The organism is Klebsiella sp. CN_Kp100 (assembly GCF_040065315.1).
GTDB lineage: Bacteria > Pseudomonadota > Gammaproteobacteria > Enterobacterales > Enterobacteriaceae > Klebsiella > Klebsiella oxytoca.
Map to the genome: position 1 here is coordinate 132,318 of NZ_JBEAIJ010000002.1, position 14,090 is coordinate 146,407.

At 57.6% G+C, this 14,090-nt stretch carries 12 protein-coding genes; 2 read left to right on the forward strand and 10 right to left on the reverse strand.

Going from position 1 to position 14,090, the window contains the following annotated elements; translation table 11 throughout:
* Nucleotides 1–199 precede the first annotated feature (199 nt).
* Nucleotides 200–340, reverse strand: coding sequence for a hypothetical protein (locus ABLV12_RS02670; RefSeq protein WP_004102786.1), 141 nt, complete (start codon nt 338–340; stop codon nt 200–202).
* Between the two features lie 311 nt (nt 341–651).
* On the opposite strand from ABLV12_RS02670, the gene ABLV12_RS02675 reads away from it, so the two are divergent.
* Complete coding sequence (locus tag ABLV12_RS02675; protein ID WP_032728369.1) at nt 652–1,563, forward strand: DUF535 family protein; 912 nt, start codon at nt 652–654, stop codon at nt 1,561–1,563.
* 323 nt (nt 1,564–1,886) lie between these two features.
* A complete protein-coding gene (locus ABLV12_RS02680) occupies nt 1,887–4,292 on the forward strand; it encodes a membrane-bound PQQ-dependent dehydrogenase, glucose/quinate/shikimate family (protein WP_135799961.1) in 2,406 nt (801 codons plus the stop codon).
* A gap of 79 nt (nt 4,293–4,371) precedes the next feature.
* Here the strand turns inward: ABLV12_RS02680 and ABLV12_RS02685 are convergent, their stop codons facing one another.
* The 9 genes from ABLV12_RS02685 to ABLV12_RS02725 all read right to left on the reverse strand — a co-directional run bounded on the left by ABLV12_RS02685 (nt 4,372) and on the right by ABLV12_RS02725 (nt 13,921).
* On the reverse strand, nt 4,372–5,337 hold the full coding sequence (locus ABLV12_RS02685) for an oligopeptide/dipeptide ABC transporter ATP-binding protein (protein WP_142475149.1): 966 nt from the start codon (nt 5,335–5,337) through the stop codon (nt 4,372–4,374).
* On the reverse strand, nt 5,334–6,314 hold the full coding sequence (locus tag ABLV12_RS02690; RefSeq protein WP_004113486.1) for an ABC transporter ATP-binding protein: 981 nt from the start codon (nt 6,312–6,314) through the stop codon (nt 5,334–5,336). Before ABLV12_RS02690 ends, ABLV12_RS02685 begins: the two co-directional genes overlap by 4 nt.
* On the reverse strand, nt 6,311–7,261 hold the full coding sequence (opp4C, locus tag ABLV12_RS02695) for an oligopeptide ABC transporter permease (protein WP_094298936.1): 951 nt from the start codon (nt 7,259–7,261) through the stop codon (nt 6,311–6,313). Before opp4C ends, ABLV12_RS02690 begins: the two co-directional genes overlap by 4 nt.
* The gene (locus ABLV12_RS02700) at nt 7,258–8,217 is read right to left on the reverse strand and encodes an ABC transporter permease (RefSeq protein ID WP_004102780.1); all 960 of its coding nucleotides are present in this window, start codon (nt 8,215–8,217) and stop codon (nt 7,258–7,260) included. The genes opp4C and ABLV12_RS02700 overlap by 4 nt, the downstream gene beginning before the upstream one ends.
* A 43-nt stretch (nt 8,218–8,260) precedes the next feature.
* Nucleotides 8,261–9,964 carry an ABC transporter substrate-binding protein gene (locus ABLV12_RS02705; protein WP_070555927.1) on the reverse strand — a complete coding sequence of 568 codons (1,704 nt, stop codon included), beginning with the start codon at nt 9,962–9,964 and terminating at the stop codon, nt 8,261–8,263.
* A gap of 149 nt (nt 9,965–10,113) precedes the next feature.
* A complete protein-coding gene (locus tag ABLV12_RS02710) occupies nt 10,114–11,160 on the reverse strand; it encodes a methionine ABC transporter ATP-binding protein (protein ID WP_348866760.1) in 1,047 nt (348 codons plus the stop codon).
* A 62-nt stretch (nt 11,161–11,222) separates the two neighbouring features.
* A complete protein-coding gene (locus tag ABLV12_RS02715; RefSeq protein ID WP_032728368.1) occupies nt 11,223–11,999 on the reverse strand; it encodes a MetQ/NlpA family ABC transporter substrate-binding protein in 777 nt (258 codons plus the stop codon).
* 22 nt (nt 12,000–12,021) lie between these two features.
* A complete protein-coding gene (locus ABLV12_RS02720; RefSeq protein WP_004102765.1) occupies nt 12,022–12,696 on the reverse strand; it encodes a methionine ABC transporter permease in 675 nt (224 codons plus the stop codon).
* A gap of 43 nt (nt 12,697–12,739) precedes the next feature.
* On the reverse strand, nt 12,740–13,921 hold the full coding sequence (locus ABLV12_RS02725) for an SfnB family sulfur acquisition oxidoreductase (RefSeq protein WP_348866761.1): 1,182 nt from the start codon (nt 13,919–13,921) through the stop codon (nt 12,740–12,742).
* Between the last annotated feature and the right edge of the window lie 169 nt (nt 13,922–14,090).

The following is a 14,090-nucleotide window of genomic DNA, read 5'->3' on the forward strand; positions in this document are numbered from 1 at the left end:
TGCGGGCCAGAAAACGGCGCGGCTCGCAGGAACGATAATCAAAATATTACCGCACTCAGCAGAGAAAAAAGTTGCACGTTCAATTTGTAAAATAGCGCTTTGGGAGAAAATTTTTCTTTAAAAAGCGCGTTGCAAACGGCTTTATGGCGAGGGCTGCGCTGGCGGGATAAAAAAACCGGCAGAGTAGCCGGTTTGGTCGTTAGATCTTACAGGCGTCGCCGCAGTCATCATCGGCCACAATGGCCTGCGCTTTTTTATCGGCATCTTCAAGTCGTTCAGCGTTGCGCTCTTGCGCTTCTTCCAGTCCGCTAAAAACCAGGTTATCGAGATCAATTTCCATGCGTTACCCATTTAAGTTCAGTGTTGACCGTGTGCAAGTATAGGCAAAACGGCAGGCGGATGCACCCGGCCTGAGCCCCGGTAGCACATAGCGGTAAGCGCGGATGTTTTATTGCGCAAGGCGAGACGAGAAAAGGCGTGGGCGGCGACAAACAATAGTTGAGCGAATATTCCATTTTTAGCCATCAAATTGTTGAATGTTTATCACGCTATTTGTTAAACAAATCGACAACGAGCGCCACACTGGCCATTGACTTGTAAAGATTATGCTAATATTGCCGTGCTTATGGATGTATCTATGGATTATGGTCAATGGTATCGACAACCGCAGTAGCCGCCGTCAAAGAATGGCGGAAACATAATAAATTTATTTGTCAGGTTAAACTCAGCTATAAAAAGGTACTGCGTAAATGCAGAGAAATATCTTTAACCGGAGGGAAATACAAAGAATATCAGACATTATGCGCCAGCTATGCTTGCGCGAAATTAACGGGAGCCACCGAGGGGTTGGTTAACTTTGAAGATAAACCCTTTAAAGCCTATTTAAATAAAAAGATGTCAAAAAGAGCGAAACTCGATATCGCTCATGGCTCTTTGAATTTTATAGAAAAAAGCTTTCGTCCCGAGGCCTTGCCGCAGCTGTATGATATGGCGAACTTTGGCCGTACGCTTATCGCCATTCCGCTGAAAAACGGTAGCAGTATTGATGTGAAGCTCCTGGCATCGCCTTTTCAGGAGGAAGGGGAGCTCATGTTGTTAATGTTCCTTGGCGATAAACGCGTCTACAGTATCTGTTTTTCCTGCACTGACGATGGCCGCGCCTGGATTGGCGGTATTCAGGGAGGGAAAGATATCGATAATGAAGAGGTGAAGGCGCTGACGAAAGAGCTTTACGGCACCCGTCCTAAAAACTTAATTATCACTCTGCTGTACGGTTTTTTAGCCTTTTTCAATATCAAGGAGATCTATGCTATCGACAGTGATTTTCATGTTAAAAGCGACAGAGTAAAAACCCGTTATTCTGAGCTTTGGCTGGAAATCGGCGGCGAGAAGCATCGACGCGGCTGGTATAAATTACCGCCAACCGAGATTAAGAAAAGCCTGGAAGAGGTTAAAAGTAAGCACCGTAGCCAGTTTATCAAGCGTGAAGGTCTGAAGGAGCTGGCGCAGTTGGATCTTGCCGCCGCGCTAGGCGACATCTGCCTCTGCCGTAACGCCGGATAAGCATAAAGTGAAGATTGTCGACCCGCAGGGGGCTGCGGGTCGACAATCGTTTTGCCCTTCATCTTTCCTCGCCTCAACTCCGCGCGTTCAGCCTTACAACCGCTTCATCTGATAAATTAGTTTTATAAATTAAAAAATTTTAAACATTTCATGCGTGATAGTTTTACATTATTTTTACAAATACATATAATTCCTTACGTTCTTCGCTCTGCCTGAGAGCGTCCAACCAACATGATATGCGGTCTGTGTCCTTATCGGTCTGATAAGGCGCTGTTTATATAAGATGTTTTGGTTTTTTCGACTGACGTCGTATGGGATGAAATATGGACGAACGACAAGGTAGCGGAAGGGGAATTTTCTTCACCGTCTACCGATTACTCTTTGTATTACTGAGCTTTGGCATTGGGCTCTTTTTCACCATCTGGGGGGGCAAACTCCTCTCGCTGGGCGGCAGCGCCTGGTATCTGCTCGCCGGTATTGCTTATCTGCTTATCGCCGTCGGCTATCTCGCCCGCAGTCGATATGTCCTGCCTTTTGCCATTCTGACTTTTCTGTTGACCCTTGCCTGGGCGCTGTATGAAGTGCAGCTCAGTTATTGGGGACTGATCCCACGACTGGTGGTGCCTGCGCTGATGCTGATGCTGGCGCTGTGGCTGTCGGCGACGCTGCCGATGCCGCGTACGCGGGTACGCTACGCCAACTGGAGCGCTTCGGCGATTTTCCTCGTGCTGCTGGCGACGCTGGTCTCGGCCTTTTACCCGCACGGCGGTATTCATAACGGCGTGGTGAAAGCGAGCGACGACAAAACGCCGACCCTGGCTGCCAAAAGCGATAACTGGGCGTTCTTCGGTCGCGATGCCTCCGGCACCCGTTTTGCGCCGTACGAGGACATTACGCCGCAAAACGTCAAAAACCTGAAAGTCGCCTGGACGTACCATACCGGCCGGCGGCTTACCGGCGCCGGAATTGGCGTCGATGAAAATACCCCGCTGCAAATTGGCGATACGCTGTACTCCTGTACGCCGCTGAACGTGGTCACCGCGCTGGATGCGGATACCGGTAAAGCGCGCTGGCGTTTTGACCCGCACGCGCAAACCGCCGAGCACGTCACCTGCCGCGGGGTTGGCTATTGGGATGCGCAGAGCGATGATTCTCTGAGCGCAGAGGAGAAGGCCAGCCCGTCGCTGCAGCAGTGTCCGCAGCGTATCCTGGTGTCTACGGTCGACGCCCGCTTGATCGCCCTGAACGCCAAAACCGGCGAGCTGTGCGATGACTTCGGCGACCACGGTAGCGTTGATCTGAAACAGGGTATGGACAATACCGAAAACAGCAAACGCTACCATCCGACCTCAACGCCGGTGATTATGGGGCATATTGCGGTGCTCGGCGGCTGGGTGCGCGATATCGTGCACGGCGAACCCTCCGGCGTGGTGCGCGCGTTTGACGTCCGTACCGGCAAAGTGGTGTGGGCGTGGGACGTCGGCCAGCCGGAAAACGTGACCGATCCGGTAAAAGGGCGCGTCTACACTCTCGAAACGCCGAACGTCTGGACGGTGCCGGGCTTTGACAAAGAGCTGAATCTGATTTATCTGCCGACCGGTAACGGTCCGCCGGACTACTGGGGCGGCGATCGCAACGCGGCCAAAGAGAAATATGGCTCGTCCGTGGTGGCGGTGGATGCCAGCACCGGGGAGACGAAGTGGGTCTTCCAGACCGTGCATCATGATATCTGGGACTATGACCTGCCGTCGCAGCCGGTACTGTTCCATATGAAAAACGACCGGGGTGAAGAGGTTCCGGTCCTGATCCAGACCACCAAAACCGGGCAGATTTACGTGCTCGACCGGCGTACCGGCAAGCCAGTGACTCGCGTAGAAGAGCGACCTGTGGCCCACGACGGCGCGGAAGGCGAGCATCTCTCCGCCACCCAGCCGTTCTCCACCGGCATGCCGCAATTGGGCGTCGAGCCGCTCACCGAGAAGTCGATGTGGGGCGTGACGCCGTTCGATCAGCTGATGTGCCGTATCGACTTCAAAGCGTCGACTTATCTGGGTATGTACACGCCGCCGTCAGAGAAGCCGTACATCGAATGGCCGAGCCTGCTGGGCGGCATGAACTGGGGCGGTATCACTATCGATGAGCGCACAGGAACGCTGTTCGTCAATGATATGCGGATGCCGCTGAGAATGTCGCTGGTGCGCAAAGAGGATATGGCGAAATACAAAGTCTCCACCGACGAGGTGCCCGGCTTTATGGGGACCGTGCGTCCGCAAATTGCCGGGCCATACGGCGGAGTGCGGATTGATATCTTGCAGTCGGCGCTGGGCGTTCCCTGTAATACGCCGCCGTTTGGCACCATGAGCGCCATCGACCTCAATACCCGCCAGCTGAGGTGGCAGGTACCGATGGGATCGGTAGAGGATACCGGTCCGCTGGGGCTGAAAACGCACATGCATATCCCGCTGGGTATGCCGACGCTGGGCGGCCCAACGTCCACGGCTTCCGGACTGGTCTTCTTCGCCGGTACCCAGGATAACTACCTGCGCGCGCTGGATTCCGCTACCGGTAAAGAGCTATGGCGCGCTCGTCTGCCGGTAGGGGCAGTGGCGGCTCCGCTGATCTATAAATCACCGAAAAGCGGTAAAGAGTACGTGGTGATCTCCGCCGGGGGCGCCAGCCACTCGCCGGACGTGGGCGATGATATTATTGCCTTCGCGCTGGAAGAGTAGCCGCAGCCGGTTCGCTCTTACGCAACTAACCGCCCCTGCGTGTGGGCGGTTTTTTTTATGCTCTGAAGATTACCCGGCGCTAAACCGCGTGACAGGCGACGAGGTGGCCGTCGGCAACCTCCCTTAGAAGCGGAATATCACGGCGGCAGCGGTCGCTGGCCTGCGGGCAGCGCGAGGAAAAACGACAGCCGGAAGGGGGCCGGGACGGGTCGGGAATTTCACCTTGTAGCGCCGCGACCGGCTCGCTGTCCGGATCGAGGGTCGGTACCGCCGCCAGCAGCGCCCGGGTGTAGGGATGCAGGGGGCTGCTGAATAGCGCATCGCGGCTGGCGGTCTCTACCAGCTGACCGAGATACATTACCGCTACGTCATCGCACAGATGCTCTACTACCCCCAGATCGTGGGAGATAAACAAAAACGTCACCCCATGGTCGTCTCGCAGGTCGGAAAACAGATTGATAATCTGCGCCTGAATCGACACATCGAGGGCTGAAATCGGTTCATCGGCAATAATAAAATCCGGGTTTAAGATCAGCGCACGGGCAATGCCGATGCGCTGACGCTGGCCGCCGGAAAATTCGTGCGGGAAGCGGTTGTAATGCTGCGGAGACAGCCCGCAGATGCGCATCACCTCAAGGGTTTTGTCATACAGCTCCGCCCGGCGACAGAGTTTATGTTCCAGCATCGCCTCGCCGATGGCGACGCCAATGCGTATGCGCGGGTTTAATGAACTGTAGGGGTCCTGAAAAACCAGCTGGATTTTAGGCCGCAGCGCGCGCATCGCCTGCGGCGACAGTTCGGCAAGCTCCTGGCCGCGAAACTTCACGCTGCCGGCGGTCTTCTCGTATAGCCCCAGCAGCGTGCGGCCAACGGTGGTTTTCCCGCTGCCGGATTCGCCTACCAGGCCAAAAATCGTGCCCCGGCGAATCTTAAAGCTCACACCATCCACGGCCCGCAGCACGCCGGTCTGCTGGCCGAATAGCTCATCGCGTAGCGGGAAGTGTTTTTTTAGCCCATCCACTTCAATCACGTATTCATGATTCATGCCACGGACTCCGAAAGTTCACTGTAAAAGCAGGCGGCCTGCCGGTTATGCCCCGATAGCGGCGGAATGCTCTGTCGGCAGCGCGCGGTGGCTTTTGCGCAGCGCTCGGCGAAGGCGCATCCGGCGGGAAGGGCGGCGAGGTCCGGTACCTGACCGGGGATTGAGTAGAGGCGTCGCCGCCGCTCCCCCGGCACAGGGCGCGAGGCGATCAGCCCCTGGGTATAGGGATGCTGCGGGTTACGCAAAATGGCGGCTGTCGCACCTTGCTCAACGATACGCCCGGCGTACATCACCACCACGTGTTCGGCCATCTGCGCGATAACCCCGAGATCGTGAGTAATCAGCATCATCGCCATCCGGTTGGCTCGCGCCTGGTCGCGCAGCAGTCGCAGGATCTGCGCCTGCACGGTGACGTCCAGCGCGGTCGTCGGCTCATCGGCAATCAGCAGCTTCGGCTGGCAGCTCAGCGCCATGGCGATCATCACCCGCTGCAGCATGCCGCCGGAAAGCTGGTGTGGATAGCTGGCCATCAGGCTATCCGCGCGCGCCAGTCCAACATCAGCCAGAAGCTGGATAGCGTGCTGCCATGCGATCTTCGGCGACTCGCCGCGGTGGCGAATAAGCGGCTCGCACAGCTGCTCGCCGACGGTGAGTACTGGATTAAGGGCGCTCATCGGTTCCTGAAAAATCATCGCCAGCTGATTGCCGCGTAGATCGGCCATATGGGCATTTTTCAGCCGCAGCAGATCCTGATCCTCGAAAAGTATCTCCCCACCGTCAATGCGCGCCGCCTGCGGCGGCAGCAGGCCCATTAATGACATGGCGGTAACGCTTTTACCGCAGCCGGATTCGCCGACGACGCCAACGGTCTGCCCGGCGCGGATAGTGAACGACACCTCCTGCACCGCGCGTACCCGGCCTTTGTCGGCGGCAAAAGAGACCGAAAGTTGATTAAAGGTAATTAATGCGCGACTCATTTCAGCCTCTGTTTCATTTTGGGGTCCATGGCGTCGCGCAGGCCATCGCCCAGCACGTTGATGGCAATGACGGTGATAAAAATGGCGATCCCCGGCGGCATCCATAGCCAGGGGCGGCGCTGAAAATCGATCAGGCTGTTAGCGGCGTCCATCATATTGCCCCACGACGGCGTCGGCGGCACAACGCCAAGCCCGAGGTAGCTAAGTGCAGACTCGCTGAGAATAGCGTTAGCCACCGCCATCGTCGCCATCACCACCAGAATCGGTACCGTATTCGGCAGCAGATGACCAAACAGACGGCGCCGCGCCGACAAGCCCAGCACCTGGGTCGCCAGCATAAAGTCGCGCTCGCGCAGGGAGAGGCACTGCCCTCGTACCAGCCGGGCAAGCTTCGGCCACTCCAGCAGGCTCAGCATAACTACCACCATATAGATGCGTGAATCCGGCGAGAAATCGAGCTCGGAGAGCATCGCTCCCGCGACAATCAGCAGCGGCAGGCCGGGGATGGTCATCACCAGATCGGCAAAACGCATGATGAGTTTATCGGTCAGGCCGCCGGCGTAGCCCGACAGCGCGCCGAGCAGATAGCCAAGGGTGACCGACAGCAGCATGGTCAGCAGGCCGATGATCAGCGAAATGCGTCCGGCCAGTAGCAGGCGGGTGTAAATATCGCGACCGAGAAAATCGGTACCCAGCCAGTGCTGCGCGCCGGGTGGCTTGTTGATCATCAGCGCGTCGGTAGCATCGTCCTTCCACGGCGACCACAGCGGCCCCAGCGTGCACCAGAGGGCCATGATGACCAGCAGCAGCAGGCACAGCATCGCCAGACGATTGTGACGCAGCGCCTGCCAGGCCTGACGCCAGGGGGACGGCGTAACCTGCGCCAGCGCCGGAATTTCCGCGTCGCGCAGGCGTCGGTTGGAAGAGAACAGGGAGCTGAGCATCAGGACCTCACGCGAATGCGCGGGTCGACCCACGCGTAAAGCACATCGGCAAGCAGATTGCCAAGAATGGTGAGCACCGCCAGAAACAGGGTGAATCCCATTAACACCGGGTAGTCGCGGGCGGCCAGCGAATCAATATGAATATGTCCAGCCCCGGGCCAGTTAAATACTTTTTCGGTGATGATCGCCCCGGAAAACAGCCCAGGCAGCTCGAAGCCGAGCAGGGTAATGATCGGCAGCAGGGCGTTCCGCAAGGCGTGCTTCAGGATAACCGTGCGTTCGCGTAGCCCTTTAGCGCGGGCGGTGCGGATAAAATCCATTTTCACCACCTCGAGCATGCTGGCGCGAAAATAGCGGGTCAGGCTACCTGCCTGGAGCATCACCAGCGCCAGCACCGGCAGCACCAGATGGGCGGCAACCTGTAGCACATAGCCCCAGCCGCTGTCGTCACTACCGGTACGGGTCATGCCGCCAACCGGCAGCCAGTGCAGGTCGACGGCGAACCACTTGATCAGCAGCAGACAGAGGAAAAAGGTCGGGAACGACATGGCGGCGAAGACCGCGACGCTCACCAGATGATCGAACAGCGAGTTGGGCTTCAGCGCCGAGATTGCGCCGACCGTCAGACCAATCCCCCAGTAGAACACCAGCGCCACGCTGGCCAGCAGGAAGGAGTTCCAGATGTACTGGTTAAGCAGCTGGCTGACCGGAATCTGGTACTGCAGCGAGAACCCAAGATCGCCGCGCAGCAGCTGGCCAAGCCAATGGATATAGCGGGTGAGTAACGGCTGGTCCAGACCGTAAATCGCCTTCAGTTCGGCGGCGCGGGCGGCGGTGAGGGTGATATTGCCGTCGATAAAATCGCCCGGCGTTTTGGCAAACAGCATAAAGATAATGAATGAAGCCAGCAGCAGCATCGGCAGCGTTTGCAGCAGCCGTCTCAGGATGAAATTTCTCATGACATTCTCACGTCAGCCGCCGGACATCCCGGCGGCTGGGGATTTACTTAACGATTTTGACATCCGGCAGGCTGCCGGTCAGGCCGTTGTAGATATCCGGTTTGAAGCCGGTGACCCGGGCGCTGCTCGCCGAGAGAATTTCGCGGTAGCCGAGAAGGATCACCGGCGGGTCCTGCGCCAGTACCTGATACAGCTGGTGGTAGATAGGCTTGCGTTTCTCAACGTCGAGCACCGAGTTACCTTCGGTAATCAGCTTATCGACCTGCGGATTGTTATAGCCGGACTCTTTCGCTTCCGCGCTGTAAAAATCCCACACGCCATCATGCGGGTCGTTAAGGGTGCTGGTGCTGAACGACGCCAGATCGTAATTACCCGACTTACGCTGCGCCATCAGGGCGTTGAAATCGACGACCTGCGGTTTTAACAGGACGCCAATCTGCTGCCAGTTCTCTTTGGCGATGGGGATCAGCGCATCGTTAAGCACTTTCTTACTCACCAGCAGGGTTAACTCCAGGCGTTTGCCCTCTTTGACGCGGATACCGTCCGGTCCCGGTTTCCAGCCGGCATCGTCCAGCAGCTTCTTCGCCTGCGCCGGGTCATAGTGATACGGGTTCACTCCGTCGGCGTTCCAGGCCCAGGAGATTGGCGCGATAGGCTCAATCGCTACTTTACCGTAGCCCTGGTAGACCACATCAATCAGCTTCTGGCGATCGAGGCCGTAAATCAGCGCCTGGCGTACCTTGATGTCCTTCAGCGCCGGGCGGCGGACGTTAAACTCCACCTGGCTGTAGTCGCTGGAGCCGTAAAGGTTGATGTTGGCAAAGCCGAGCATTTTCAGCTGTTCGATATCGTCCGGACGCGAGGTAAAGGCGTCGTAGTCGGTTTCGCCCGTCTGGAAGAGCTGAAAGTTGGTCGCCGGGTTGGTCACGCGATAGATAAAGCGCGGGGTGGGGGGCGTACCGCGATAAAAATGGCTGTTGGCGTGGAAACGAATCTCCTGGCCGGGGATATATTTGTCATAAACGTAAGGACCGTTGCCCAGCGGTTTGCCGTGCAGGGTGCGCAGATAATCGAGATTGCCGCGCTGGTAGCCTTTGCCGTAATACGCTCTGGAGAGTACCGGACCGCCAATTTTTGCCAACGTCGTCGCGCCCGGCTGGGTGGTGGTCACCTGGAGCGTCAAGGGATCCAGCACTTTCAGACCGCTGACGCTATCGGCTTTCGCCGCTTTGTACTCCGCGCCGCCGGCGATATTGGCGAGCGTAATATCGGTATCGCCGTCGTATTTCGGGTCCAGCAGCACGGTGAGGGTAAAGGCGACATCGTCAGCCGTCAGCGGCGAGCCGTCGCTAAAGGTCAGATTGGGTCGCAGCTTGATGGTGTAGACCTTGTTGTCCGGACTGACCGTCCAGCTTTCGGCGAGACCCGGCACCAGTTTGCCGTGGCTGTCCCAGTCGATCAGGCGGGAGAAGATCACGTTGGTGACGTTTTCATCCCAGCCGTTGACGAAGAAGTAGGGGTTAAAAATGCCCTGTGGCTCGGAAATGCCGGCCACGACGGTATCTTTACGCAGCTTTGCCGCTGCGGGGATCTGGCTGGCATCGCTGGCCGGGGTGATCCCTTCTTTTAAGATCTCGTCGGCGATGGCGACAGAAGAAAATGCCACCGCGCCGCCGAGCAACGCGATTTTCAGAGCAAGCGCGAACCGCGTCTGTTTGGTTTTTAACCCGTGCAGTAGTCTGGACAAAAGTGCTCCCTCATCAAAGAATTGCGTAGTGTATTTACAAATCATGACGAAAGATAAGAGGCGCTTAGCGCCCTGTCTAACACCGAAAGGCTATGGCTTATAGCAATTTAGCATTAGCAATAATTCAGTATTAATCTGCCACTTTTGCGCTAAACGCCAGCATTCTCCGCTGCCGTATCGCCGGAAAGGGTTAAGCGGTCAGCCACCCAGCCGGCATGCTGCTGTAAATGAGGATTGGCCAGCGGCTTCGCCAGGCGTATCCGCAGCTGGCCAATCACCCGTCCCTGAATCTGCTCGCAGCTGCCGTATAACAGGCGGGCATCGGCGCCCAGCAGCGCGGCGATGCGCTGTAAATCCGGTTCCTGCCCGCTGCTGCCGTCAAAATGCAGCGTGACCAGCTGCTGGTTTTCGCTCAGCGAGAGTCGTTCTTCCGCACGGTCATGATGGAGCGTGCCGAGCAGGCTTTGCGTGACAGCATGTCCGGGATGACCAAATACTCGCCACACCTCGCCCTGTTCGATAATTTCTCCGTGCTCAAGCACCGCGACCCGGTCGCAGAGGGTGCGAATGACGTCCATCTCATGGGTGATCAGCACGATGGTCAAACCAAGGCGCTGGTTGATCTCTTTAAGGAGTTTTAGTACTGCAAGGGTATTTTCCGGGTCGAGGGCCGAGGTGGCTTCGTCACACAGCAGGATCTCCGGCTGCGTGACCAGCGCACGGGCGATACCGGTGCGCTGCTTCTGGCCACCGGAAAGCTTAGCCGGCCAGCTGTCGCGCAGATCGCTGAGGCCGACAAGCGCCAGGATCTCCGCAACCCGTTTCTGCCTTTCCGCCCGCGGTACCCCGGCCATTTTCAGCGGCAGCTCAACGTTCTGCGCCACCGTTTTGGCCGCCATTAAATTAAAGTGCTGAAAGATCATCGCGACCCGCCGGCGCAGGTCGCGCAGCTGGCTGCGGGAGTAGTGCCGAGTATGTTCGCCGTGAATGGTAATCTCACCGCTGTCGGCGTTTTCCAGGCGGTTGAACAGGCGCAGCAGGGTTGATTTTCCGGCGCCGCTGCGGCCAATAATGCCGAAGATTTCTCCCTGAGCGATCTGCAGATTAATATCCCGCAGCGCCTGCACGCCGTTGGGGTAGGCTTTACTTATCTGGCTCAACTGAATATGCGTTGTGGCGTTGGGTTTTTGCGTCACGATGGCGGCTCTGTTAACGAAATTAAACGGCAGCCTGCAGGCTGCCGATGAACATCCGGCGATTAAAAACCGGGCAGGATTTTGCCTTTATAGCGGGTGAGAATGAAGCTGCGCACGCGGTCTGAGTTCAGGGCTTTCGCCAGCTTCTGAATGCCGGGATCGTTGATGTTGTCGGGACGCGCCACCAGATACTCGACGTACAGATCGCTACCTTTTTCCACCAGCAGCGCCTTATCGGTATCAATTCCGGCCTCCAGCGCATAGTTGGCGAAGATAAACGCCAGATCGACCTGATTCACCGCCCGCGCCAGCATCGCGCCTTCCAGCTCGCGAATTTTAAAACGGTGCGGATTAGCGGTGATATCTTTGGTCGCCGACTGCGGATCCTGCGGGTTTTTCAGGGTAATCAGCCCGGCATTGCTGAGCATCACCAGCGCGCGACCGGTATTCACCGGATCGTTCGGGATGGCAACGGTGGCACCATCCGGTACCTCTTTGATTGTTTTATATTTGCTCGAATAAGCGCCAAACGGTTCAATATGCACGCCGACCACCGGCAGCAGATGGGTGTGGCGGGTCTGGTTGTAGTTATCGAGGAAAGGGCGGTACTGGTAGTAGTTGGCGTCGAGATTTTTCTCCGCCAGCTGCTGGTTGGGCTGGATAAAGTCGTTGAAGACTTTAATTTTCAAATCGACCCCCTGTTTCGCCAGCTCGGGCTTAACGAACTCGAGAATTTCGGCATGGGGGACCGGCGTCGCGCCCACGGTCAGCGTCTCGTTGGCGCTGGCGGATAAAGCGAAGAGGGCCAGGAGCCCGGCTGCGAGTGTTGTTTTTTTCATTGTCTTATTCCTGAAGCTATTGTTATTTGCGGCTCATCGCCTTCACCAGACGATCGCCGCTCATCTGTACTATCTGCACCAGAGCAATCAGCAGCAGAACGGTTATCACCATCACGTCCGTCTGGAAGCGCTGATAGCCAAAGCGGATGGCCAGGTCGCCCAGCCCGCCGCCGCCGATGACCCCCGCCATGGAGGTATAATCGACCAGTAAAATCGCGGTCACGGTCACGGCGGCAATAAGCCCGGCGCGCGACTCCGGCAGCAGGGTGTGCCAGATTAGCTGCCAGGTGTTGCCGCCCATTGACCAACTGGCCTCCACCAGACCGTGCTCCACCTCGCGCAGCGCGGTCTCAACCAGCCGGGCAAAGAAAGGCGCGCAGCCGACAACCAGCGGCGGAATGGTGCCTTCAACGCCCAGCGAGGTGCCGGTAATCAGCGTCGTCACCGGGATCATCACAATCAATAAAATGATGAAGGGCAGCGAGCGCAGAACGTTGACCCCCAGCGACAGCAGGCGATAGAGGCGCGGAGCATGGAGCAGGCGAGGCTGGCCGCTGAGATAGAGCACAATTCCCAGCGGTAGGCCAATCAGCACGGTAAAGCCCAGCGACCAGCCCAGCATGGTCAAGGTATCGAGGCTGGCCTGCGCCACGTCGCCCCAGTCGATATCAGCGAAAAAAGCCAGCGCGCCGTTCATCTCAGTTCCAGTCATGGCGTTGTGGAGGAATGCCGTTCAGCACTCAGTTGCCCAGCAGCTGATATTTCCAGCGCACCGGATCGTGCAGGGTGTGGACGCGGCCGTTGCGCCAGTGGCGATCAAGATTGAGGGCGATGCTGGTTGAGCGGGTGCCGCTAAGCTCAAACAGGCGGCTGGCGGCTTCCAGCGCCGCTTCGGTGGTAAAGACCTTGGCGCGCGCCACGGAGATAGACGCCTGAGCAACGTTATCCTCGCTCAGTGCGTATTTATAGCGATCGAGCACTTTGCCGGCCCGCTCCAGCAGCGCATCGGCGGCGGCCAGCCGGCTGTCAAGCTGTCCAATATGGTAGATAGTCAGCGGGTCTTCGCTGGCCCGCTCAACGCCGGCATCGATCCAGGGGCGAGCAAACTGGCTGACAAAGTTCACCGTGTCGTTAAGCGCCGCGCGGGCAATCCCCAGGTCGATAGCGGCGGTGGTGAGCTGGGCAAACGGCCCGGCAAGGGTTGGCGTCGCGTAGGATTTCCAGGTCGGGAACAGGTGGAAAGGCTCGACGACAAGATTCTCCGCCAGGACCGTTCCGCTGGCGGTGGTACGCTGGCCGAGGCAGGCCCAGTCGTCGATGACCGTCAGCCCAGCCGATTCGCGCGGCACAAACGCCAGCTGCGCGTTATTCTCTGCATCGAGCGCCAGAATGCCGATCCAGTGGGCGTAGAGCGAACCGGTGCAGTAGCCTTTTTGGCCGGTGATGTGCAGACCGCGTTCGCTGGCCTCCAGGCGAGTGCGGATATCGAGTACCGTCTTGCCGCCGGTTTCAGAAAGCGCGTTGGCAAAGCGATAGCCTTGCAGCACCTGAGCGAAGAAAAATGCCTGCTGCTCTTCGCTGCCCTGCAGACGGATATCCTCCAGAAGACAGTAATGGTTCTGGGGAATTTGCCCCAGCGACGGGTCGGCGGCGGAAATAATCGCTATCACCTGGGCCAGCGTGGCGGCGGATACCTCGGCTCCGCCCCATTGCCGCGGGACGGTGATACCCCACAGGCCGCTATTGGAGTAGGTATCGATAATCTCCGGCGGCACGCTGCCGCTGCGATCGCGTTGCGCCGCGCCGGGCTGCAGTACCGCCGCGATTTCATGGGCGATGGCGATGGCTTCGTCATCGCTGCGGATAACGTATGCCTTTGGCGTCTGGCGGCAATAGTGAAGGGTCTGTTTTTCGTCGGGCATAGTCACATCTCATGGTTAACAAACGGCATATGCTAAAAATAGCTAAGTAAATGCCTAATAATTCCAGTGGGTTATATAACTGTTAAAGCAAAGGCTATGCCAGAACGCGTTTCTTATTTAATATTTATTAAACAGTAAGTTAGTTTTTTGGTACGCCCTCGTACTGCTG

Coding starts and splice junctions, on each gene's coding strand:
- ABLV12_RS02670 (WP_004102786.1), bottom strand. CDS start 340: ATGGAAATTGATCTCGATAACCTGGTTTTTAGCGGACTGGAAGAAGCG.
- ABLV12_RS02675 (WP_032728369.1), top strand. CDS start 652: ATGGTATCGACAACCGCAGTAGCCGCCGTCAAAGAATGGCGGAAACAT.
- ABLV12_RS02680 (WP_135799961.1), top strand. CDS start 1,887: ATGGACGAACGACAAGGTAGCGGAAGGGGAATTTTCTTCACCGTCTAC.
- ABLV12_RS02685 (WP_142475149.1), bottom strand. CDS start 5,337: ATGAATCATGAATACGTGATTGAAGTGGATGGGCTAAAAAAACACTTC.
- ABLV12_RS02690 (WP_004113486.1), bottom strand. CDS start 6,314: ATGAGTCGCGCATTAATTACCTTTAATCAACTTTCGGTCTCTTTTGCC.
- ABLV12_RS02700 (WP_004102780.1), bottom strand. CDS start 8,217: ATGAGAAATTTCATCCTGAGACGGCTGCTGCAAACGCTGCCGATGCTG.
- ABLV12_RS02715 (WP_032728368.1), bottom strand. CDS start 11,999: ATGAAAAAAACAACACTCGCAGCCGGGCTCCTGGCCCTCTTCGCTTTA.
- ABLV12_RS02720 (WP_004102765.1), bottom strand. CDS start 12,696: ATGAACGGCGCGCTGGCTTTTTTCGCTGATATCGACTGGGGCGACGTG.
- ABLV12_RS02725 (WP_348866761.1), bottom strand. CDS start 13,921: ATGCCCGACGAAAAACAGACCCTTCACTATTGCCGCCAGACGCCAAAG.